The sequence below is a fragment of the Desulfobacula sp. genome, assembly GCF_030145145.1.
Lineage (GTDB): Bacteria > Desulfobacterota > Desulfobacteria > Desulfobacterales > Desulfobacteraceae > Desulfobacula.
Genome location: NZ_JAQYWD010000001.1, coordinates 217,835 through 238,543 on the forward strand (window position 1 = coordinate 217,835; position 20,709 = coordinate 238,543).

At 46.3% G+C, this 20,709-nt stretch carries 19 protein-coding genes; 13 read left to right on the plus strand and 6 right to left on the minus strand.

The window, feature by feature from the left end; all coding sequences use genetic code 11:
• Positions 1 to 94 precede the first annotated feature (94 nt).
• From Q1Q15_RS00970 to Q1Q15_RS01025, 12 genes are all read left to right on the plus strand, one after another.
• A complete protein-coding gene (locus Q1Q15_RS00970; RefSeq protein WP_300455374.1) occupies positions 95 to 2,176 on the plus strand; it encodes a molybdopterin-dependent oxidoreductase in 2,082 nt (693 codons plus the stop codon).
• A gap of 79 nt (positions 2,177 to 2,255) precedes the next feature.
• Positions 2,256 to 2,771 carry a 4Fe-4S dicluster domain-containing protein gene (locus Q1Q15_RS00975; RefSeq protein WP_300455376.1) on the plus strand — a complete coding sequence of 172 codons (516 nt, stop codon included), beginning with the start codon at positions 2,256 to 2,258 and terminating at the stop codon, positions 2,769 to 2,771.
• Positions 2,772 to 2,788: 17 nt separating this feature from the next.
• The gene (locus Q1Q15_RS00980; protein WP_300455378.1) at positions 2,789 to 4,966 is read left to right on the plus strand and encodes an FAD-dependent oxidoreductase; all 2,178 of its coding nucleotides are present in this window, start codon (positions 2,789 to 2,791) and stop codon (positions 4,964 to 4,966) included.
• Positions 4,967 to 4,981: 15 nt separating this feature from the next.
• Positions 4,982 to 5,197, plus strand: a complete 216-nt coding sequence (locus tag Q1Q15_RS00985; protein WP_300455380.1) for a hypothetical protein — start codon at positions 4,982 to 4,984, stop codon at positions 5,195 to 5,197.
• Between the two features lie 18 nt (positions 5,198 to 5,215).
• The gene (locus tag Q1Q15_RS00990) at positions 5,216 to 5,665 is read left to right on the plus strand and encodes a CBS domain-containing protein (RefSeq protein ID WP_300455382.1); all 450 of its coding nucleotides are present in this window, start codon (positions 5,216 to 5,218) and stop codon (positions 5,663 to 5,665) included.
• Positions 5,658 to 6,416, plus strand: coding sequence for a 2Fe-2S iron-sulfur cluster-binding protein (locus tag Q1Q15_RS00995; RefSeq protein ID WP_300455384.1), 759 nt, complete (start codon positions 5,658 to 5,660; stop codon positions 6,414 to 6,416). The genes Q1Q15_RS00990 and Q1Q15_RS00995 overlap by 8 nt, the downstream gene beginning before the upstream one ends.
• The gene (locus Q1Q15_RS01000; protein ID WP_300455386.1) at positions 6,413 to 6,784 is read left to right on the plus strand and encodes a hypothetical protein; all 372 of its coding nucleotides are present in this window, start codon (positions 6,413 to 6,415) and stop codon (positions 6,782 to 6,784) included. The genes Q1Q15_RS00995 and Q1Q15_RS01000 overlap by 4 nt, the downstream gene beginning before the upstream one ends.
• 31 nt (positions 6,785 to 6,815) lie before the next feature.
• A complete protein-coding gene (locus Q1Q15_RS01005; protein ID WP_300455387.1) occupies positions 6,816 to 8,510 on the plus strand; it encodes a sulfite exporter TauE/SafE family protein in 1,695 nt (564 codons plus the stop codon).
• 91 nt (positions 8,511 to 8,601) lie between these two features.
• On the plus strand, positions 8,602 to 9,189 hold the full coding sequence (locus Q1Q15_RS01010; RefSeq protein ID WP_300455388.1) for a hypothetical protein: 588 nt from the start codon (positions 8,602 to 8,604) through the stop codon (positions 9,187 to 9,189).
• Positions 9,167 to 9,673 (plus strand): hypothetical protein, encoded by a 507-nt coding sequence (locus tag Q1Q15_RS01015; protein ID WP_300455389.1) that lies wholly within the window; start codon positions 9,167 to 9,169, stop codon positions 9,671 to 9,673. The genes Q1Q15_RS01010 and Q1Q15_RS01015 overlap by 23 nt, the downstream gene beginning before the upstream one ends.
• A complete protein-coding gene (locus Q1Q15_RS01020) occupies positions 9,670 to 11,193 on the plus strand; it encodes an ATP-binding protein (protein ID WP_300455390.1) in 1,524 nt (507 codons plus the stop codon). The genes Q1Q15_RS01015 and Q1Q15_RS01020 overlap by 4 nt, the downstream gene beginning before the upstream one ends.
• The gene (locus Q1Q15_RS01025) at positions 11,190 to 12,584 is read left to right on the plus strand and encodes a sigma-54 dependent transcriptional regulator (RefSeq protein WP_300455391.1); all 1,395 of its coding nucleotides are present in this window, start codon (positions 11,190 to 11,192) and stop codon (positions 12,582 to 12,584) included. Before Q1Q15_RS01020 ends, Q1Q15_RS01025 begins: the two co-directional genes overlap by 4 nt.
• Positions 12,585 to 12,605: 21 nt before the next feature.
• Here the strand turns inward: Q1Q15_RS01025 and Q1Q15_RS01030 are convergent, their stop codons facing one another.
• The 6 genes from Q1Q15_RS01030 to Q1Q15_RS01055 all read right to left on the minus strand — a co-directional run bounded on the left by Q1Q15_RS01030 (position 12,606) and on the right by Q1Q15_RS01055 (position 19,418).
• Positions 12,606 to 14,609, minus strand: a complete 2,004-nt coding sequence (locus Q1Q15_RS01030; RefSeq protein WP_300455393.1) for a TRAP transporter permease — start codon at positions 14,607 to 14,609, stop codon at positions 12,606 to 12,608.
• Positions 14,610 to 14,637: 28 nt separating this feature from the next.
• Positions 14,638 to 15,174 (minus strand): DUF1850 domain-containing protein, encoded by a 537-nt coding sequence (locus Q1Q15_RS01035; protein ID WP_300455395.1) that lies wholly within the window; start codon positions 15,172 to 15,174, stop codon positions 14,638 to 14,640.
• Between the two features lie 11 nt (positions 15,175 to 15,185).
• On the minus strand, positions 15,186 to 16,154 hold the full coding sequence (locus Q1Q15_RS01040) for a TAXI family TRAP transporter solute-binding subunit (protein WP_300455397.1): 969 nt from the start codon (positions 16,152 to 16,154) through the stop codon (positions 15,186 to 15,188).
• 373 nt (positions 16,155 to 16,527) lie between these two features.
• Positions 16,528 to 17,844, minus strand: a complete 1,317-nt coding sequence (locus tag Q1Q15_RS01045) for a TRAP transporter large permease (RefSeq protein WP_300455399.1) — start codon at positions 17,842 to 17,844, stop codon at positions 16,528 to 16,530.
• Positions 17,841 to 18,335 (minus strand): TRAP transporter small permease, encoded by a 495-nt coding sequence (locus tag Q1Q15_RS01050; protein WP_300455401.1) that lies wholly within the window; start codon positions 18,333 to 18,335, stop codon positions 17,841 to 17,843. The genes Q1Q15_RS01045 and Q1Q15_RS01050 overlap by 4 nt, the downstream gene beginning before the upstream one ends.
• Positions 18,336 to 18,422: 87 nt before the next feature.
• Positions 18,423 to 19,418 carry a TRAP transporter substrate-binding protein gene (locus Q1Q15_RS01055; protein ID WP_300455403.1) on the minus strand — a complete coding sequence of 332 codons (996 nt, stop codon included), beginning with the start codon at positions 19,416 to 19,418 and terminating at the stop codon, positions 18,423 to 18,425.
• A gap of 668 nt (positions 19,419 to 20,086) precedes the next feature.
• Here Q1Q15_RS01055 and Q1Q15_RS01060 point away from each other — a divergent pair.
• Complete coding sequence (locus Q1Q15_RS01060) at positions 20,087 to 20,266, plus strand: DUF2080 family transposase-associated protein (RefSeq protein WP_300455405.1); 180 nt, start codon at positions 20,087 to 20,089, stop codon at positions 20,264 to 20,266.
• Positions 20,267 to 20,709 lie beyond the last annotated feature (443 nt).

The window sequence follows — 20,709 nt, forward strand, 5'->3', positions numbered from 1 at the left end:
TTGATGGGGCAATTTGAAAAAAATGGCACACTTATCGCTATATAGATACCTGGAATATTGCAGAATAAAAGCTTGCTAAAGGAGGCAATAAATTATGGATAAAGAAGTTTTCAGTTTGTGTTTCATGTGTTCTGTCAGGTGTCCCATCAAGGTCAAGGTAAAAGACGGGCATGTTGACTGGATAGAGGGAAATCAGCATGTCGCCGGCATAGACGGCAGTCTCTGCCCGAGGGGATCTGCCGGGAAATCCATGTTATATGATGATCAGAGAGTCCAGTCCCCGCTCATCAGGGTCGGAGAAAGAGGGTCTGGAAATTGGAGAAAGGCGTCCTGGGAAGAGGCCATTGATTATGTGGGAACCCGGTTAAAAGAAATCATAGACGAGAATGGCGGGCACAGTCTTGCCCTTTGCGAAAGGACCCAGCTGGCAACCCATGTCAGTAAAACGTTCTTAAAAGCATTAAAATCTCCCAATCATTTTACCCATGATGCCCTGTGTAAGGGGTCTGTTAATACCGCTTGCCGATCGCTTTTCGGATATAATGACGGCCAGATCGGCATCAATTACGGAAATACAAAACATATTGTGCTTTACGGCAGAAATATTTTTGAATCCATTGCCTTAAAAGAAGTCAATGGATTGATGTCGGCTTTGGAAAAGGGCGCAAAGCTGACCTATATTGACCCAAGGGTGAATGTTACCGCGTCCAAGGCCCATCGGTATTGGATGATCCGGCCGGGAACTGATCTGGCCTTGAACTATGCATTGATTCATACCATTTTAAAAGAACGACTCTATGATGCCCGGTTTGTTTCAAAATGGGTTCATGGATTAAGTGATCTCCAGGATTTTGTTGAAGGTTATACGCCGGAATGGGCCCAGGAAGAGACGGGGATCGCTGCCGATGAAATTATCAGCCTGGCAAGGGAAATCAGCAAAGACAAACCGTCGGTGATTTTTCATTATGGATATCGCGGGGCCAGTCATACCAATGAAATTTATATGCGCCGATCCATTCTCATGCTCAACGCGTTGATGGGAAGCGTGGAAGCTAAAGGGGGTATTTTCTTTAAAAAAGGGCCGGGAGAAGTGGGCGGCAAAGCTGCCAGAAAATTGACTTCCCAGGAGTTTCCCGAAATTGAAGTGCCGCGATTTGATAAAGTCGGCACCAGCGATTTTCCGCTCCCTGATCCCAATCACGGGGTGGCTCAGATCTTTCCCTATGCCGTTTTAAAGGAAGATCCCTATCCCATAAAAGCGTTGATCGCATATCGGATGGATCCGCTCATGTCCATTGCCGATACCACCCAGACGAAAAGAGCCCTGGACAAACTGGACCTGGTGGTCACCATTGATATCAATTATTCAGACATTGCCTGGTATTCCGATGTGATCCTGCCGGAGTCCACTTACCTTGAAAGAACCGACTGCATTCAGCAGATGAACGGGCTCAAGCCCCAGATGTACATGAGAAAAAAAGCGGTTGAACCGCGATACGATACAATGGACGGTGCCATGATATTAAAACGCATCGGTGAACGACTGGGTATCGGGGATTATTTCCCCTACGAAAGCATGGACGATCTGGTCAACTGGCAGCTGGAAGGGACCGGTTTTACCATGGCAGATTTTGAGAAAAAGGGATTTGTGGCCTATGGGTCTGAGCAGATCTTCTGGGACAGAAACAACATACCCTTTAAAACACCGTCGGGAAAAATCGAATTCAAATCTTCCCTTCTGGAGAATGCCGGGTTTGAATCCTTCCCCAAATATGCCCCCCTGGCTTCGCCGGAACATGGAAAGTTTCGTCTGGTGGTGGGCCGTTCCGCCATTCATACCCATGTTTCAACACAGAATGTTCCTTATCTCAATGAGCTGGAAAGCGAAAATGTGTTGTGGATCAATACGGCCAAGGCTGTTGAACTGGGGATTCAAAACAATGCAGTGGTTGAAGTCGCGTCATCCTGTGGAAAAGGTCAGATAAAAGCCTTTGTTACAGACCTGATCCATCCGGAGGCGGTTTTTATGCTGCATGGATACGGGCATGAGGCCGGTCGGGCAAAGCGATCATTTAACAAAGGGCTTTCCGACGCATTGATTCAGGAAAATGTATACGACAAGGTGGGGGGCAGTCCAGCCTATCACGATACCTTTGTAACGGTGAAACCCCTTTAGGGAAAAATGAAGAACACATGTCTGATAAACAAAGGGTGTACATCAGAACCCATATCAGAGTTAAGATCGGAGGCGTTGAATGAGTAAATATTATCTGTTCCAGGATATTAAAAAATGTATCGGATGCCATGCCTGTGAAATCCAGTGCAAGTCCAATAAGAACCTTCCCACGGGTCCCAAACTTTGCCAGATTATCCAGGTGGGGCCAAAATTTATCGGGGGACTACCGAAAATGTCCTTTATTTTCATGCCCTGTTTTCACTGTGAAAACCCGTGGTGTGTCTCTGCCTGTCCCACCGGGGCCATGCAGAAAAGAAGCAGTGACGGGATTGTCTTTATTGATAAAGACCTGTGTGTCGGTTGTAAAACCTGTGTTTCTGCCTGTCCCTGGGGGGCTCCCCAGTGGAACCCGGATACGGGAAAAGTTGAAAAATGTGACTATTGCAAGGATAGAATTGATGAAGGACTGAAACCGGCCTGTGTTACCACTTGTACCACTGGTTGTCTGAAATTCGGTAATGTAGAAGAGATGACCCAGATCCGGCGGGAGCGGCATGCAGCCACTGTGACATCCTTTGAAAACAGCAGTTTCTAAGCTGATAAGGAGCAAAAATGGCGGAAAAAACCTGTCCGGTTCGAACGACCGTTATCTATCTTTCCGAACTGATCCGCTCGGGAGGGTTAACAGATCCCAGGGGAAGGAGAATCTCTGAACAGATTTTGCTGTTGACAGAAGAGATTGCAGAGGGCGCTGCCGGTAATGACCATCTTTCCGCCATTGATTCTCTGATTGAAGAATATGTTTATGCCAACAGTACTGAAACAAACCTGAACACCGGTAAGACCCTTAAGGGGATCCTGTCGGCACACAGGGAAGTCTTTCAGAGCCATATTGAAACACGGAACTGTCCGACCCACGATTGCGCGAAACTGGCACCCTCCCCCTGCCAGATGGCCTGCCCGGCCGGGATTGATGTCCCGACTTACCTGGGCCTTATCGCCGAGGGAAAAGATGCCCAGGCCATTGAAGTGATCCGGCGGGATAATCCCTTACCGTGGGTGTGTGGACTTGTCTGTACCCGGCCCTGTGAAATGATGTGTGTCCGTGCCAGGATTGACACGCCCATATCCATTAAATTTTTAAAAGCCTTTGCCGCAGAAAGGGCCATGTCGGACAGGGAGTATCGAAATCCTGAAAAAAAGGCGTTTAACGGTAAAACGGTCTGTGTTATCGGTGCCGGTCCCGGGGGGCTTTCTGCGGCTTACTATCTTGCGCTCATGGGATACGGAGTAAGGATCATTGAGGCCCTTCCGGTTCCCGGGGGTATGCTCATGGTGGCCATTCCCCGATATCGCCTCCCAAAGGAGGTCATTGACCGGGAGGTTGCCATGATTGAAGACCTTGGGGTTCAAATTTCTTATAATACCCGGTTTGGTGTGGATGTCACGTTTGATGAATTGAAAAAGCAAGGGGTTGACGCTTTTTTCATTGCCATTGGGGCCCATAAATCATGGAGCCTGGACATTAAAGGAGAAAAAGAGTTCCCAGGGGTTTTAGATGCGGTGACTTTTTTACAGGATGTGGCCCTGGGAGATTACCATACGCCGGGTCAGCATGTGGTCGTTGTCGGGGGGGGGAATGTTGCCATTGATGCGGCACGGACCAGCCTGAGGCTGGGGGCCCGGAAGGTGACCATTGCCTACCGGCGTTCCAGGAACCAGATGCCCGCCGATATTGAAGAAGTTGAACAGGCCGAAGAAGAAGGAATTGAATTTTCTTTTTTAACCATTCCCAAAGAAATTAAAGGGGAGAATGGTATCATTACCGGATTTGACTGCATTAAAGCCGAACTGATCAAGAAAAAAGGGTCTGACCGACTGGCCCCGGTTCCCATCCTTGGAAAGGATTTTACCATCCCGGCAGATGCCGTGATCTGTGCCATTGGTCAATATGTGGATGATAAGGGAATGGAAGCCTTTGACGGCATGAGCTGGACACGACGGGGAACCATTGAGGTCAACCATGCCAGCATGGAGACCACCATGCCGGGGGTGTTTGCCGCCGGGGATGCGGTATCCGGACCTGCCACGGTGATTGAAGCCATTGGCGGTGGTAAGCGGGCCGCAGATGCCATTGATCGCTATCTTTCCCATATCCCCCAGCCGCGGATGCCGAAAATACCGATCCGCCATACGATGAATCCCCCCATGGAAATGTCGGCCAGCCGGAAAATGACGTTGAAACGTCCAAAAATGCCCATGCTGAATGTGGATCGGCGGCGAACAACCTTTCAGCAGGTAGAACTGGGCTATGATGAAGCCAGTGTCCGCAAGGAAGCCGGACGATGTCTCAGGTGTGATATCTGCCGACGCTGCGGCAAATGTGTGGAAATCTGCCGAGACAAGATGGGGATTGATGCCCTTAAGTTGGGTTACCTGGATTTTGACAATCCGTCTGAAACAGATTTCACGGTAACAAAAGAAAAATGTATCACCTGTGGCGCTTGTGCGGCAAATTGTGAAAACAAGGCCATTGTAATTGAAGAAAAAGACGGTCAACGGCTGCTGAAACTTTGCGGTACGATATTGAACAGCCAGACCATCCAGTATTGTGAAGAATGCCATGTCATCCTGCCATCTGCAGAGTATATGCAGTTTATTGCCAAAAAAACCGGCCATGTCAGCCGGGTGAAGCATAACAGGCTGTTGTGTGACGCCTGCCAGCGGAAACTGAGCGCAAAGGTAAACGTTGCCACACGGCCGATTCTTCCGAAACAAACAAGAGAATAGATAAAGGATAAGGCCATGCAATTCCAGAAAGGCAATAAAATAGAAGTGTATAAAGCATCAACTGATGAAGCCTGGGAACCTTATATGAATGATTTTATCGGGCTTCACGGGTTCATAACGGATCCGGATACCACCATCAATGATCCGGACGCATTAATCGAGGTCAGTCTGGAGGGGAAGGGTACCCATCGGTTGCCCCAGGATTGTTTGAGACTGATTGGTCACCCTTAGCAAAGGAATGAAGATATCATGAAGGTAAAAATGCTTTTGGAAAAGGATAGGGGTGTTTTTTATACCATTGAACAGGATCAGACCGTGGAACAGGGCCTCAAGCTGATGTCCGCCTATACGGTGTCCGCCCTTGTGGTGGTGGCACAGGATTCACCGAAAGGCATTTTCACGGAGCGGGATCTGGTGCGCTGTCATATTCTTTTTCCTGACACGCATATGAGCAAGATTTTTATCAAAGACGTGATGACATCCACACTCATTGTGGTTGAACCGGAAGATACCATTAACGATGCAATGGGGATGATGATCAAGGCCAAAATCCGCCATCTGCCCGTGGTGTCCCAGGGACAAATTAAAGGGATGCTCTGCCTGGAAGACCTTGTCAAAAAGCATATCGGTGTTTTGACCCAGGAGCTTCACTATCTTAAGGATTATATTTCAGACCTTCAGGACGCAGCCCATGATTAATATAACGATTGATGATCAGCAGATTTTAGCCCGGGAAAACCAGAGCGTGTTCCAGGCAGCAAAGGAAAATGGGATTAAAATCCCCCATTTATGTTTCCATCCCGCACTCAAGCCGTCCGGATCCTGTAAACTTTGCGGTGTTGAAGTGGCCTCCCCTTCGGGCAAACAGGTGGTGATGCTGTCCTGCATTCTCAAAGTGAAAGAAAATCTTGAAATAAAGACCACCTCCGAGCTTGTCAGAACCCATCGGGAAAATGCGTTTAACCGGCTGTTGCAGATGGCACCGGATTCATCCCGGATCAGGGATCTGGCAACTGCATTTGATGTGAAGGTGATACCGCCGCCAACCGGGTGTATCCGGTGCCGCCTGTGTATCCGGGTCTGCAAGGAAATTGTAAAAGCCGGAGCCCTGAAAATGGTGAAAACCGAAACCGGCCCCAAAGTTGTTTCTGAGCCAGGGCTGTGCATCGGGTGCGGTACCTGCGCCAACCTGTGTCCCACCCATATCATCAAGGTCACGGATCAGGACAGTGTAAGAACTATTTCCATAAAAGAAGAGGTCATCGGACAATTGCCTCTGGAAAGATGTGAAGGCTGCGGGAAAATGTATGCCACAGTCAGTTTTCTCAGGCACGTTGAAGAAAGCACCCTTCAGCACCCGGACACCAAGGAACATCATCATCTATGTCCGTCCTGCATCAAACTCATGTCCAACAGGGCCATTACAGAAAAGGAAAGGATAAAAAAATGACAATTTCAGCCTTAAAATCAATGATTGAGGGGATTGGCGGATCCTTGATCCTTGCCCTTTTTTGTTCAACATTTATGGGTCTGGATAAAATTCTTTTTATTCTGCCTGTTTTCATCGCTTTTAATGGTGCCATGACAGGGTACAGGTTGGTGGAAGTGCTGAAGAAAAAAATTTCCAATGCCCCTTTGTTTTCATTTGTACTGGGAATCGGTGGGGGGGCCGCAACATTTGCCATTGTGAATTTGATCGGATCTGTTGTTGGGAAGCCTTTTTCACTGACCCTGTATGATCTGTTCGTCTATATGGCCGTATCAGGAATGACAAGTTATCTGGGAGCTAAGTTGGCTGTCAGATATTTTAATTTTTAATGTATATGTACCGTTTTAAAAGGAGAGTCAAATGAAGAAGTTTTTGATGTATTTTATTATGATGGCGATGGTTTTACTGGTTGCCGTGTCAGGATCCAATGCGGCAGACAGCATATCGGCATCCTCTTACAAGGCCGGAGATATCGTTGAGGTCAAAGGCAAGATCGCCCCGGGCCAGGATCTGTATCTGGCCATTGCCCAGCAGAAAATGTTTGCGCCAAAAGACACCAATGGTGCATTTGAGATTAAAAGACTTAAAAAAGATGGTGAAAAAGAAGGGTTTGCCCAGGATACAAAGATTCCGCCCCTTTATTATCTGATTACCAATGTACCGGAAAAATTTGGTAAAATAGATAAAAAAAGATTTGGCGGACCGTCTGTTCTGATGAAAAAAGGACAAGGCATTTACAGTACCACCATGTTCTATCTTAAAAAGAAATTAGGGGATGTGAATGAAACTGCCCGGGGTATGCTTGGACCCATCAAGTCCGACGAACAGTGGAATTTTCTAAGGTATGCCAATGAGACCGGTTATGGTATTAATACCATCACCAAAGAGGGCAGCAAAAGAGGGAAAGTTGATATTTTTTCAAGAACGGTTATTACAGACCAATCCAGCGGCAATTATTGGGACAAGGGAACATCTGTAAACCTCGATAAAGCAACGGGTGATTTTACCGTCTCCTTTAAATCCTTCAGGCATACCCCGCCAGATACTAAATTTGATGTGTATGTGAACAGTGCAAAAATCGGTGATTATACAATAGAGAAAAACGGATTCTGGATGTCCAAGGGTTTCCGGTATATGAATCCCCTATGGATTGTTATCGGTGCGATTCTTGTGGGAACTTATTTCTCCATGATTGGTGCAGCCGGTGGGATGCTCATGGCAGCGTTCCAGGTATTGGTTGTTAATACGGCAGGACCTGTGGGGATTAATGCGGCCAATGTATTAAAACCTTCCAATATCGCCCTGACGCTGTTTTCCCCTTTAGGATCTTTCTGGCGGTATGCAATGGTAGAAAAACGGGTTGCATGGCCTGTGGGACTTTCTTTTGGCGTGGGTATTTTTATCGGTTCCATCTGGCTGGGTAAATATGTGTCAGCCATTCTTCCCATGAAAGCCTACCAGGAATGGCTGGCGATCCTGGTGCTTCTCATGGGGATAAAGACCTTGATGGAAATGACACCCAAGGCCATGGATAAAAGGAAAAACATCAAAGCCATGACCCAGAAGTTCAATAAAGAGATTGCAGCTGCTAAGGCTGAGGGCCGATCCGCACAAATGGGCAGTATTGAACCTATAAAAACAGGCCTGACCGATTACCGGTTTAAATTCTGGGGTGAAGAATTCCAGATCAACCCATTATTGTTTGCATTCCTTGGTGTTTTTATCGGTATCGTGTCCAGATCTTTTGGTATTGGCGGCGGTTTCCTTCTGGTACCTGCCATGACCACCATCGCCGCTCTGCCCATGTATGTGGCCGTTCCCATCTCCTTGATCGGAACCTGTTTTTCCAGTATTGGTTCCTTTATCGGATACCTGATGGCAGGATACCTGCCTGACATGACCCTGGCCATCGCTATTATTATCGGTGGGTTTGCCGGCGGGATGCTGGGCAGCCGCGCCCAGAAAATGTTCTCTGAAATGACCTTAAAGGTTGTTCTTGCGGTGACCTTGTTCTTCCTGTTTTTCAGATTTTTTAAGATTGAAATCTGGATATAGATTAAATATGTGACAGATCAACCTTGAAACCCGCGTGCTGATTCTTTATAATCATTAAATCAGCCGCGGGTTTTATGTTAAGGGAAAATTTATGGATGATTTTTTAGACAGGGGTTGGCAGGTCATTGCTGCTTTTTTAAACAGTACCATGGTATTTCTGGATACCCTGTGTTCTCCCCTCGAAATTTTGGGTCCTGGATTTGTGATATTTGTTCTGGCCTTTTTTATCGTTGGTTTGATAAGATTCATATCGCGATTTTATGTGACCCAAAGATATGTCAGGTTGGAAAAAGACTTCCATCACTGGCAGGGTATAAGGGAAGAGGCACTGAAACATCCTGACAGGGAAAAGGGAAAGGCCCTGGCAAAAAATATCGATCAGGCAAAATTAAACAAAGCATATTATGATTATTTCTTTGAAGGGTTGCTAAAGCATTTTATCACCAATGTGCTTCCCCTTTTGCTGATGGCTGCTTATGTGACAAAAGTGTATACGCCCCAAACCCTTTTAAACCGGTTCGGGGGAAAATGGGTATTTTCCTTTTCATATGGGTCCGCTTCCCAGGTGAATATCAGTTCTCTGCTTTGGTTCGTCATTTGTGTGATTTTGTCGTTCATACTCTTTGCCGGTCTTAAACGGGTGTTAAAAAAACGATATGCCAAAAAAAGTCCAGCATAGCATCCGGGTGATGGTAAATCTTATACCAGCACTGGCTGTGGCGGGTCTGATCTTGTTGCCCATTGATGGATATGCCACCCAGCTTCATGCCAGTTCAGAAGGGATTATCACCCACCAGATCGGACATCTTTTTTTTCTTTTTTCCATGGTGGTCCTTATCTTTACCATCATCGGCAAAGGTTTGGATAAACAAAAGGGCTGGCGATTGATCCAGTATTCCGCCTTCTTTTTTGTTCTCTGGAACCTGGATGTCATCACCGCTCATTTTTTTGATAACCAGATTTATGCCGTAAGGATAGAAAATATTTCTCTATCCCGGATAAGCGTAATGAGTCAAAATGATTCGGCAGTTCTGGCATGGCTCTATTATGGTTTAAAGCTGGATCATCTCTTATGTGTGCCGGCCATGCTGTTGCTTTACAAAGGGCTTTCAAATCTTGTCAAAGAACAGCGTCAGATGATGCTCAATAAGGATAAACCATGATCGTTTCGTTTATCCCTATCCTGGCAGTGGATGTCCTGGGTTCTGTGGCCATGGTGGTGATGGCCCTTTTTTGCCTTTATAAAGCAAGAATATTGAGGGAAATCGATCCGGATAATGCGGTTTTTTTGTATCTGTTGTGGATCAGTACGGGATTCGTGGTGTTTGCCGTATCCAGAGCATTCGGCCATATTTTAAGACAATTCCTCATCCTGACGTCCAATGCAGACAACTGGCATGCCATCAGTTCGTTTTCCGGAAGTGTGAATACGGTATCGTTTATGCTGGTGGGCCTGATTACGCTTTTTTTTAACCAAACCTGGAAGATTAACGAGAAAATCCTTGCCGGCAGAAAAAAGCTGGAGGATACTCACATTAAACTCATGGACCTGAATCAGACCCTGGAGCATAAAGTAATAGAGAGAACGGAACGGCTCACCAGCAGTGAACATAAGTGTCGCAGGATATTTGAACAATCCCTGGATACCATTATGGTAACGGATAAAGATTTCAAAATCATGGAGATTAATCCGGCCGGAATTGCCCTTACCGGTTATGCCCGGGACGAAATGATCATGACAAACATGACCCTGGGCAGTTTTTTTGCCTACCCGTCCGAATGGGAATGCGTTTGCAGGAAGATCGGTTCAATGGAATATCTTTTAAACGAGGAAACGGAGTTTTTAAGACCGGACAATGAGTCCCTGCTGGTTTTGATTACCGGTGGTGTTGACTACGGCGCATTTGGATGTGCAAAAACGTATCATTTCATTATTAAGAATGTGAATGAAAAAAGACAGATGGAACGGCAGATTGCCCAGGCGGATAAGCTTGCAGCGCTTGGTGAGTTGTCGGCCGGTGTGGCCCATGAAATCAACAATCCATTAGGGATTATCCTTGGGTATACCCAATTGTTGTTAAAACTGGAGCCGGACCATACAGATGATTTGAAAATTATTGAAAAGCATGTGTTAAATTGCAAAACGGTTGTGTCGGACCTTTTGTCCTTTTCACGAAAAGGTCCGTCAAAAGTGGGAATTGTCGACATCAACAAGGTGGTGGAGGGGGTGGTTAAATTTTTATCCAATCATTCGGATTTCAGGAATATTGAAATGACATTGAATCCCCATACCGGTGACAGATTGAATATTCTTGGCAATGAACAGGAATTGTCCCAGGTGATGGTCAACCTGGTCATCAATGCCTGCCATGCCGTTGATGGGAAAGGCAACATTGATATCACCACTGAGAAAACAGAAGCAAATAAGATTCTGATACGGGTAAAGGATAATGGTAAAGGGATTGACAAAAAGAATTTGTCCCGGATTTTCGATCCGTTTTTTACCACCAAACCAGTGGGACAGGGCACGGGCCTTGGCCTTTCCGTGGGATATGGCATTGTTAAACGACACCAGGGAGACATTCGTGTAAACAGCAGCCAGGATGGAACCGGAACCGTTTTTACCATCAGTCTTCCAGCTGAAACGGATCGGATACCGTTAAAGGGGGGTAGAAACAGATGAAAGCCACCATACTTGCCGTTGATGATGAAAAAGATATGACCCGGCTGTTGCAGCGGACCCTGGAACCGGAAATTAATTGCACGGTTACCATGGCATTTTCAGCCAAGATGGCGCTGTCAATTTTAGAACAGGAAACGTTTGATCTGGTCATCTGTGATATCCGGATGCCGGGCATGGACGGGTTTGAACTGCTCGAACAGATCAAGGCAACCTATCCTGATTTGACGGTGGTCATGCTTACGGCATTCGGCAATATTGAGTCTGCTGTTACCGCTATCAAAAAAGGGGCCTATGATTTTATCCCCAAACCCTTTGAGCAGGATGAGATCATTTTCAGAATTCAAAAAGCCCTTGAAAGAAGCCTGCTGTTAAAAGAAAATAAACGGCTGTTAAAGGAAAAAGAAACCAGCCCCTTTCAACTGATCGGGAAAAGCGAACCCATGCAGCGGGTGTTTGATCAAATCAGGTTGATGGCATCAAGTGATGTTACAGTATTGATCACAGGGGAATCCGGAACAGGAAAAGATATGACGGCCAGATCCATCCATGCGTTGAGCCCCCGAAAAAACAACCCGTTTATCCCGGTGAACTGCCCGACCATTCCGGAACATATCCTGGAAAGTGAATTGTTCGGATATAAAAAGGGGGCATTTACCAATGCCACCCGGGACAAGGAAGGGTTGTTCCAGGCAGCGGACAAAGGAACGATTTTTCTGGACGAGATCGGGGATATCGGGCCTTCCATCCAGACAAAATTATTAAGGGTTCTCCAGGAAAAAGAAATCAAACCCCTTGGTGATACAAAAACCAGAAAAGTGGATATTCGCATCATTGCCTCCACCAATAGAAACCTGAAACAGAAAATGGCGGACAATGAATTCCGACAGGATTTTTTTTACCGGCTGAACGTACTTCCCATTGAACTGCCGCCATTGAGAGACAGGGTAACCGATATCCCCATGATTTGTGAACACCTTGTGACAAAACAGTGTAAAAAGATGAAAAAAGAACCTAAAGCCATTTCCCCGGAGGTAATAGATCTGTTAATGAAACAACCCTGGCCGGGAAATGTAAGGGAACTTGAAAATATTCTTGTCCAGGGAATCCTTTATTCAAAGGGGAATACCCTGGACCTGTCCGATATCCCTTTAAAGGACATGTCCCCCAAAAAAAATCGGTTTGCAGTCAGTATCAGCGATGATATGACATCGTTGCCCTATAAAGAAGCAAAGGAAAGAATTCTTCGGGAATTTAACCACGATTACATCGGGGCCAGGCTTTCCATGAGCAAGGGCAATATCACCCAGGCTGCCAGGCACTGCCATATGGATCGCCAGGCCCTGCAGCAGATCATGAAACGGTTTGATATTGATCCGGAATCGTTTCGGTAACCCTTTTTTTGAATTAATTTTTTATTGTCCTCCCTGGTCTGTGGGGGAAATGGGATAAAATTTCTGGAGGGCGCAAGCCACGATAAAGGCCATAAACCCGGCCAGGTCTGCCCAGTATGTCGGCCAGAAAAGCCCAATGGCTGCCAGCCAGAAAAGAAGGGTTTCAACACGGGTGGCTTTTCGCAAAAAATATCGTTCCAGGGCCGAAGCAAAGGCGATCAGGCCAAGGGTGGTGGTGACCATGCAGCTCATCACTTCCCAGTGGAGTAATTCATAGGTATTTCCCATCCCCAGGAGCGGCCTGTATGCCATGATAATGGGGATGATATAAAGTCCTTTTGCCAGCTTCCAGGATGTCAGCGCGGTTTTCATGGGATTGGCCTTTGCAATGCCGGCTCCGGCAAAACTGGCAAGACTGACCGGAGGCGTTACATTGGCATCCTGGGAATACCAGAACACGATCATATGGGCCACCATGATGGGAACCCCCATATCCATTAGGGCCGGTCCTGCCAGTGTGGCCAGGACGATATAGCTGGCAGTGACGGGAAGTCCCATGCCCAGCACCAGGGACGCACCGCCGATGAGGAGAATGGCGAGGACCTTGATACCGAAACTTAAGTCAAGAATCAGGCTTGAGAATTTAAGCCCCATGCCCGTCAAGCTGACCATGCCCACAATGATTCCGGCGGCCCCGCAGGCCACGGAGACCATGATCGCGTTTTTGGCACCATTTTCAAAGGCCTTGATCATTAATCCGGCCTCGCCCATACCGAATCCCAAAAGGCTGCTTTTTGCACTGCCGGTCACCATCCAGCGAATAAAATTAGCAATGATACTGATGGAAAGGGTGCTGATAACGGCAATAAATCCGGCCATCATGGGGGAATAATTGGAGATCAGTACATAGATCAATATCAGGACCGGAATAATAAAGTGCAGGCCTTTTTTCATAACCGCTGTGATCTTGGGCAGATTTTCTTTGGGTTGGCCCTTTAAACCGAATTTTTGGGCCTCATAATGAACAAATACCAGAACCGTAAGATAATACATGATGGCCGGCACCAGGGCCACTTTAATGATGGTCAGGTAGCTTGTGTTGGTAAACTCGGCCATTAAAAAAGCCCCGGCCCCCATAATGGGCGGCATCATCTGCCCACCGGTGGAGGCGGCGGCCTCAATGGCACCGGCCACATGGGAACGATATCCCACCTTTTTCATCATGGGGATGGTAAAAGAGCCTGTTGCCACCACATTTCCTACAGCAGAGCCGGACACCGATCCCATAAATCCCGAGGCCACAACTGATGCCTTGGCGGGTCCGCCGGAAAATCGGCCGGTCAGGGCATAGGCCATATCAATGAAAAAGGCCCCGCCTCCGGTGGTTTCCAGGATGGCACCAAACAGTACAAAGACAAAAACAAAGGTAGCTGCCACCCCTATGGGAAGACCGAAAATGCCTTCGGTGGTCAACCAGAGGGTCGTGGTAATCCGTTCAATACTGTATCCTTTGTGGATGATCAGTTCGGGCATATAGGGACCAAACATGGCATAGGCAATACTGAGGGCACAAATCCCCGTCATGATGACGCCGATAACCCTTCGGCAGGCTTCCAGCACGAGAATCGTTCCGATAATACTGACAACCCGGTCATGGATCAGCCAGTCCCCCTGACGTTCAAAAATGGCTGTCAGGTTGTTGCAGATATAAAGGGTGCAGTAGATGGATAAGACGACCAGAATCCAATCCAGAAACAGGGAAAGGCAAAACTTATCTTTTCGGGCCCTTGAAAACGCTGGTTTTAATAAAAATGTCAACGTAAGAATGGCCCCCAGATGGATAGAGCGCTGAACCAGGGCTGTCAGTGCAGCCACGCCAGCTGTATAAAGTTGGTAAAGGCTCAGGCTCACGGCGATGGTCATGACAATCCCTGCGGTTATATTTATCAGGGTTTGATTGGCATCTGCCAAACCGGGATTTTTTTTATTTTCATTGTGTTGAACAGATGTAACAGTTTCAATCATAATGTTCCTCTGGGGGGTGTTGTCAACATTAAGGGGGTGACCGTCTTTTAAGAAACTTGAAAGCGTGTAAAATTTGATGCAGCAGGCTCACCGGTCTGGCGGAAAATTTAACCGCCTTGTGGGCGATCGTTTCAGAAAGATTATACTGCTGGTCCCGCCATATAATAGTGTGGTCCACGCCCGGGCTTCCCACCCGTAAGATAAAGTCACCCACGGGCATGTGCATATCTTTAATCATTTCATAGATGCCTTGTTTTATCATCCGTCCTACCCCGGGCATTTTGCCCATGCCGGCACCAAATTTTTCATAGCGCTCCTCTTCAATATACAGTTTGCCTGTTTTATCCACGCTGTGTTCTTCCCAAATAGGGGCATTTTCAACCGAGTGATAGTAATGGATGGTAAACCGTTCTCCGTGTTTAAGGGGGAGAACCAGCACGGGCGTTTTTTCTTTGACCAGGGTAATCTGAAGTTCCAGTCCGCCTGGAGTCAGCCAGGCCGTAACGATCAGCAGTAAAACCAGGCCCAGACAGCAGAATGACACAATTGAACCGGACCTGGTCATTGTTTCTTTCCTTAAGGTATCAGACGAGCCGGTACGGCAATGCCTTTTTCCTGCAGGTATTTGATGGTTCCCGGATGAAGGGGGATAGAGGAATATTTGACTGTGTTTTCCGGGGTGGTATAGGCTGCGGACGGATGAATTTTTTTAAGGTAGGCATTATTTTCAAACAAGGCTTTTGCCAGCGTATATACCAGTTCCGTGTCAAGGGATTTCTGGCAGATCATCACGTTCCATACCCCAATGGTCGGGACAGGTGTATCAATTCCCCGGTATATGCCGCCGGCAAGTTCTACACCCGCATAAGTGGTTTTGGCAGCCAGAATTTTCTGGGTCTGTGCCGATGTAAACGGCAGGACGATGATATCGTGGGTGGTGGACAAATCAAGGATGGAACTGGTACCCGGTCCCACTGACCAGATACCGACCTGAATCGTATTGTCCCTTAATGCATTGGCGCTTTCGGTAAATGACAGGCGGCTGTCCTTGAAGGAGTTCAAGGGGATATCCAGTGCCTTTAAAACGGCTTCGGCCATGAAGTTTGTACCACTGCCCGGGCTGCCGGTGCTGATATGTTTTCCCTGTACCTGCTCAATATTTGTAATGCCACTTTTTTTAAGGGCCACCACCTGGAGCAGGTTGGGATACATGATGGCCATGGAAAGAATGTCATGTTTTTTCCCTTTGAATTTTGAAAGACCATTGTAACCGGCAACGGCCACATCGCCCATGACTTCGCCGATAACTGTTTCGCCCTTGTGGGCCAGCTTGACGTTTTCAACGCTGGCCCCGGTAACTTCTGCCACCGCTCGTACACCGTTTACGTTTTTAGACCATATCTCCGCCACACCGCCGCCGTAGGGATAGTAAATACCACCGGTTCCGCCGGTGCCGATACTGATAAAGGTGGTTTTGGCAGATGCTGTTCCTGAAAAAATCAAAACTAAAAACAGGATGGATAAAATAAGATGGATTCGTTTCATGGGATAACACTCCTTTTAAAAAGTTGAATATTACTTGGCCATTTTTACCTGGGGTCAGGCTTTCCTTATGGCACTTTTTACCCGTCCGGTTATGAAATAGTGATAAAAAGCACAATAAAAAAAGCCTGACCCCGTCGATTAAAGCTAAAGTCCGAAAGTTGAGTTATTAAGATTAATGAATGGCAGTGAACCCTGTGTTACGCTTCAGAACAACAGCCACCAGAATGTCAGAGGTCACGTGTCTTTTTTGTTACTACCTGTCGCGGCGATAGTCAATTAAAATATTATTTGAGGGGTCCGGTATAACTGGAGGGAGTGAACCGTCTGCCGAGAAGGGTGAACGAATAATGGTACACCCTTCTCAAGAGGCAGGTCAATACATGAGATTGGGCAAAAAGAGAATGATATTCGGAAAGATCATCAGCAGGATGACGCCCACAATAACAGCGAGAAGAAAAGGGATGATGCCCTTGAATATTTTTTCTAAAGGGATTTCCTGTTCCAGGACATTTTTAGCAACCCCGTACACCACATATACATTAATGCCCACCGGCGGCGTTATAACGCCCATTTCTGTTACCATGACGATGATGATACCAAACCAGATGGGATCATAACCCAGTTCCATGACAACCGGGAAAAAAATGGGAACGGTTAATGTAACAAAGGCCAGGGCGTCCATGAAACATCCGCCGATGAAATAAATCATGACAACAACGCCCATTACCAGATAAGGCGACATCTGGAGTTCGCTGACCCATCCTGCGATTTCAAAGGGAATCCTGGTAACGGCCAAAAATTTTCCAAAAATTACCGCACCGGCGATGAGCATAAGGACCATACAGGAAGTTCTCAGCGTTTCCATAAGGGATTTGACAAATCCGGCCCAGGAGATCTGTCGTCTGGCTATTGCGATGACAAGCATGCCGAACGCGCCAATGGCCGCAGCCTCTGTGGGTGTGAAAAGACCGATAAAGATACCACCGATCACAAGGATAAAGACGGCCAGGGTTTCACCAAGTCCTAACAGGGCTTTTATTTTTTCACCCCAGGAGAATTTTTCACCGGGAGGGCCTTGTTCGGGATGGTTTTTGCAGCGGATATAGATGGCGACGATAAATAATACCGTGACCAGCAAGGCAGGGAAAATCCCCGCAACAAACAAGGCACCAATGGATTGTTCTGTGAGGATCCCATATATAATCAGGACGACACTGGGGGGCATAATCATGCCGATACCCCCGCCGGAAGCAACAGATCCGGTTGCCAGTTCGTCATCATAGCCGTATCGTTTCATTTCCGGAAGACCAACGGTTGCCATGGTTGCGGCTGTGGCCGGACTGGAACCGCAGACGGCACCAAAGGCGGTACACGCGGAAACCGTTGCCATGGCGAGTCCTCCCCGGGTACTTCCCATGAATTTATAACCGGCTTCGTACAGTCGCTTGCTGATACCGGAGTTAAATCCGAGCTGCCCCATGAGGATAAATAAAGGAATTGTTGTTAAATCGTATGATCCAAAGACCTCATACACGTTTCTTGACAAAAGAACCAGGCCGGCGCTAGGCGTGATCATGGTGCTGAATCCAACAAAGCCGACAATGGCCATAACAAATGCAACAGGCATTTTTGTCATAAACAGCAGGATCATGATGGCGATACCGATGATACCTATTAAAGTTGGACTCATTTTGTTTTTAACTCTTTCAATTGTTGAATGTTTTTAAAAATTGTCTCTATGATGGTAACAGAGAAAATCAATAAACCGAAAGCGAGCAGGTATACAATGTAATAGATGGGAAATTCCAGGTTCATGGAGACTTCGCCTGTTTCATGTATATCCTTGGCATACAGGAACATCTGCCAGGTGACCAGGCAAAACAATCCAAGGCTTAAGGTTCGGGTGAAAATGTCAATGACAAGCTGTGTCTTTTTGGACAGCAGACGTACCAGTATTTCCACACCCACATGCCCGTCAACCTTATACGTGTAGGGTAGTGCCGTGGCGACCACGATGGTGGCCAGAAATCCGATAAGCTCAACCGATCCGAAAATGGGTTGCTTGAAAAGGCGACCGACCACATCCACAACCGTTAACAGCATCATGATGGTCAGGCCGGTAGCGCCGATAATTTTTAAAAGACCGGAAAATTTGTCCAGCATTTTGGAAAAAGTATTCATAAAATATCCTGCTTATAGCATAGTCTATACCAATAAATGGCCGGCGTTGTCTCAGACAGGGGACCGGCCATTTATTATGAATTAATACTACATATTGGCTTTGATGAAATCCACAACGGCTTTTCCATCAACGCCTTTTTCATTGGCCTTTTTGATGTACTCATCAATCACCGGCGCCATGGCTGCTTTCCATCTGAGGGCTTCAGCATCAGACAGACTGACAAATTCGCCGCCTTTGGATTTGAAAAATTCAATTCCGGCTTTATCGGCTTTGTCCCATCCCTCTCCATGTTTAATGGACCATTCTGCATTGATTTCCTTGATGGCTTTTTGACTTTCCGGGGATATTTTGCTCCATTTTCTTTTGTTCATGAATACGGCAAACGCGGTGGTGTAAGCTACAGGATAACTTTCAGTAACATATTTGACAACTTCACCCAGTTTCCATCCCTTGTTCGCTTCAAGGGGATGGAGTGAGCCGTCCACAACCCCTTTTTGCAGCAATTGATAGGTCTCTCCCATGCCCTTGCCGACGGGAGATCCGCCCAGGGCACTGATGACAAGTCCACTGGCTCCGGTTGTTCTGATTTTCAGCCCTTTCATGTCTTCCATGGTGGCCACTTTTTTACTGGCCATATTGATCAGACCGGGACCATGGGCGTGGACATACATGATCTGTGAGTCATCAAACTCTTTGGGATGAAATTTGTTAAGAACGGCATTGGCAACGGCTGTTGCTTGAACACCGGATGTATACCCCATGGGAAGGTCGATGGCCTGGGCAACGGGGAAGCGCCCTCTTGAATATGCCAGAACCGTCATGCCAATGTCTGCAATGCCATTAACAACGCCGTCATATGTCTGGGGGGCTTTTGTCAGGGATTGCGCCGGGTAATATTTTATGGTGACTTCGCCATTGGTTCTTTTTTCTACTTCTTGAATCCAGCTTTCTGCCAGTTGACTATTGAAGTGTGTGGGGGGAAAGAAATTTGAATACGTCAGTTGCATTTTAGCGTTAGCCGTTAAAGCAAACAGTGAACTAAAACAAAAAATAAAAAAAGCCAGAACCGTAATTTTCTTCATTTTGTTGACCTCCTAAAAAATGGTTGATAAACCTTAAAACTGATTTGTGACCCTAAAGAACAGCACAGACTATGACCCTAAGCAGTATGTACTGTGACCAAGCGTTCGTTTGGAAGTTCACCTCCTTATCGATATCTATTAAAATGCAACAAATAGTGTAACAATGTAACTATAAATATATCATAATTTCTAACTATATTTAAATAAAAGAAACCATGTCAAGGAAAAAATTGGATTGGGAAAATAAAAAAAAGCCAAGAGATTGTTGATAGATCAACAATCTCTTGGCTGCCATCCGCCTCGAGTATTCGGGAAAGCCCAAGGCGAACAGATTCGGTGGCTATAACCGAAAAATTGATTAACTGACTTGAAAAATTGACAAATCTTTACTGATTAACCCCACAGTCCATTTTTATGGTGACAAAGACACAATTTAAATAAAGTTAATATATCAACTACAATCATACGGGTACCTTTGAGGTAACTATCTTGAATTTTTAATTTTTTTATTCTAAATATATCGTCTTGTTTATAATTATTAGATGATAATCGATACTAAAAATAAATTAAATTCTTGACATGTAGCTGTAATGTATCTATTAGGTATCTAAATAGTAGCTTAAAAGGATCTCATTGCGGCTACATTATTAACTGGAGTTTAATGTATCATGACAACCGGCGATGAAAAACAAGACAGATTTGAATCAGAATATATTCGAAAAAAGGTAAAATTTGAGATTTACGGCCAGGAGATGATTGAAAAAAAGGTGAATTCAAGTGGTAACAGTGGACGGGTTTACCTGCCGCCAGAATGGATCGGTACAAAAGTTAAGGTAGTGAAATGCTAAAACAAATCACGACTGGTCAGTGGTGCTTCAATCCTAAGACAAGGTCAGTCTGGGCGGACAAAAAAATCAAGGGCTTGACTGCATAAAGGTTTAACTGGTAAAGACAGAAGGCAGCAAACGGATGTTCCCGGTTCCCAATGGACGAATTCTTTACCATAAAATGAAGATGTCGTCATCAGCACCATCGGTTAATTCCCGGATGATTTGTTTTGAAAAATATTGAGATAGCTCTGCAGACCGGATTCCAAGTGAAGGAAGGATCTGTGGCCGGTTTTGCTGCATAGCTTAAACTTTGTTGATAATTAAAGGAGAAAACATGGCAAATGTACCAGAGAAAATTCAGACATGGCAAATGGTAACCCCTTTTAGAAAAGACAGGGAAACAGGAGAGGTAACCCCCGGTAAAATTGAAAAGACCGAGATTGATGTGCCGGAACTGAAAG

What these genes read in the sequence shown, in the direction of transcription:
- Q1Q15_RS00980 (WP_300455378.1), top strand. Translation starts at nt 2,789, where the DNA reads ATGGCGGAAAAAACCTGTCCGGTTCGAACGACCGTTATCTATCTTTCC.
- Q1Q15_RS01020 (WP_300455390.1), top strand. Translation starts at nt 9,670, where the DNA reads ATGATCGTTTCGTTTATCCCTATCCTGGCAGTGGATGTCCTGGGTTCT.
- Q1Q15_RS01040 (WP_300455397.1), bottom strand. Translation starts at nt 16,154, where the DNA reads ATGAAACGAATCCATCTTATTTTATCCATCCTGTTTTTAGTTTTGATT.
- Q1Q15_RS01050 (WP_300455401.1), bottom strand. Translation starts at nt 18,335, where the DNA reads ATGAATACTTTTTCCAAAATGCTGGACAAATTTTCCGGTCTTTTAAAA.
- Q1Q15_RS01060 (WP_300455405.1), top strand. Translation starts at nt 20,087, where the DNA reads ATGACAACCGGCGATGAAAAACAAGACAGATTTGAATCAGAATATATT.
- Q1Q15_RS01000 (WP_300455386.1), top strand. Translation starts at nt 6,413, where the DNA reads ATGACAATTTCAGCCTTAAAATCAATGATTGAGGGGATTGGCGGATCC.
- Q1Q15_RS00970 (WP_300455374.1), top strand. Translation starts at nt 95, where the DNA reads ATGGATAAAGAAGTTTTCAGTTTGTGTTTCATGTGTTCTGTCAGGTGT.
- Q1Q15_RS01045 (WP_300455399.1), bottom strand. Translation starts at nt 17,844, where the DNA reads ATGAGTCCAACTTTAATAGGTATCATCGGTATCGCCATCATGATCCTG.
- Q1Q15_RS00985 (WP_300455380.1), top strand. Translation starts at nt 4,982, where the DNA reads ATGCAATTCCAGAAAGGCAATAAAATAGAAGTGTATAAAGCATCAACT.
- Q1Q15_RS01030 (WP_300455393.1), bottom strand. Translation starts at nt 14,609, where the DNA reads ATGATTGAAACTGTTACATCTGTTCAACACAATGAAAATAAAAAAAAT.
- Q1Q15_RS01015 (WP_300455389.1), top strand. Translation starts at nt 9,167, where the DNA reads ATGCCAAAAAAAGTCCAGCATAGCATCCGGGTGATGGTAAATCTTATA.
- Q1Q15_RS00975 (WP_300455376.1), top strand. Translation starts at nt 2,256, where the DNA reads ATGAGTAAATATTATCTGTTCCAGGATATTAAAAAATGTATCGGATGC.
- Q1Q15_RS01025 (WP_300455391.1), top strand. Translation starts at nt 11,190, where the DNA reads ATGAAAGCCACCATACTTGCCGTTGATGATGAAAAAGATATGACCCGG.
- Q1Q15_RS00990 (WP_300455382.1), top strand. Translation starts at nt 5,216, where the DNA reads ATGAAGGTAAAAATGCTTTTGGAAAAGGATAGGGGTGTTTTTTATACC.
- Q1Q15_RS01035 (WP_300455395.1), bottom strand. Translation starts at nt 15,174, where the DNA reads ATGACCAGGTCCGGTTCAATTGTGTCATTCTGCTGTCTGGGCCTGGTT.
- Q1Q15_RS01055 (WP_300455403.1), bottom strand. Translation starts at nt 19,418, where the DNA reads ATGAAGAAAATTACGGTTCTGGCTTTTTTTATTTTTTGTTTTAGTTCA.
- Q1Q15_RS01010 (WP_300455388.1), top strand. Translation starts at nt 8,602, where the DNA reads ATGGATGATTTTTTAGACAGGGGTTGGCAGGTCATTGCTGCTTTTTTA.
- Q1Q15_RS00995 (WP_300455384.1), top strand. Translation starts at nt 5,658, where the DNA reads ATGATTAATATAACGATTGATGATCAGCAGATTTTAGCCCGGGAAAAC.
- Q1Q15_RS01005 (WP_300455387.1), top strand. Translation starts at nt 6,816, where the DNA reads ATGAAGAAGTTTTTGATGTATTTTATTATGATGGCGATGGTTTTACTG.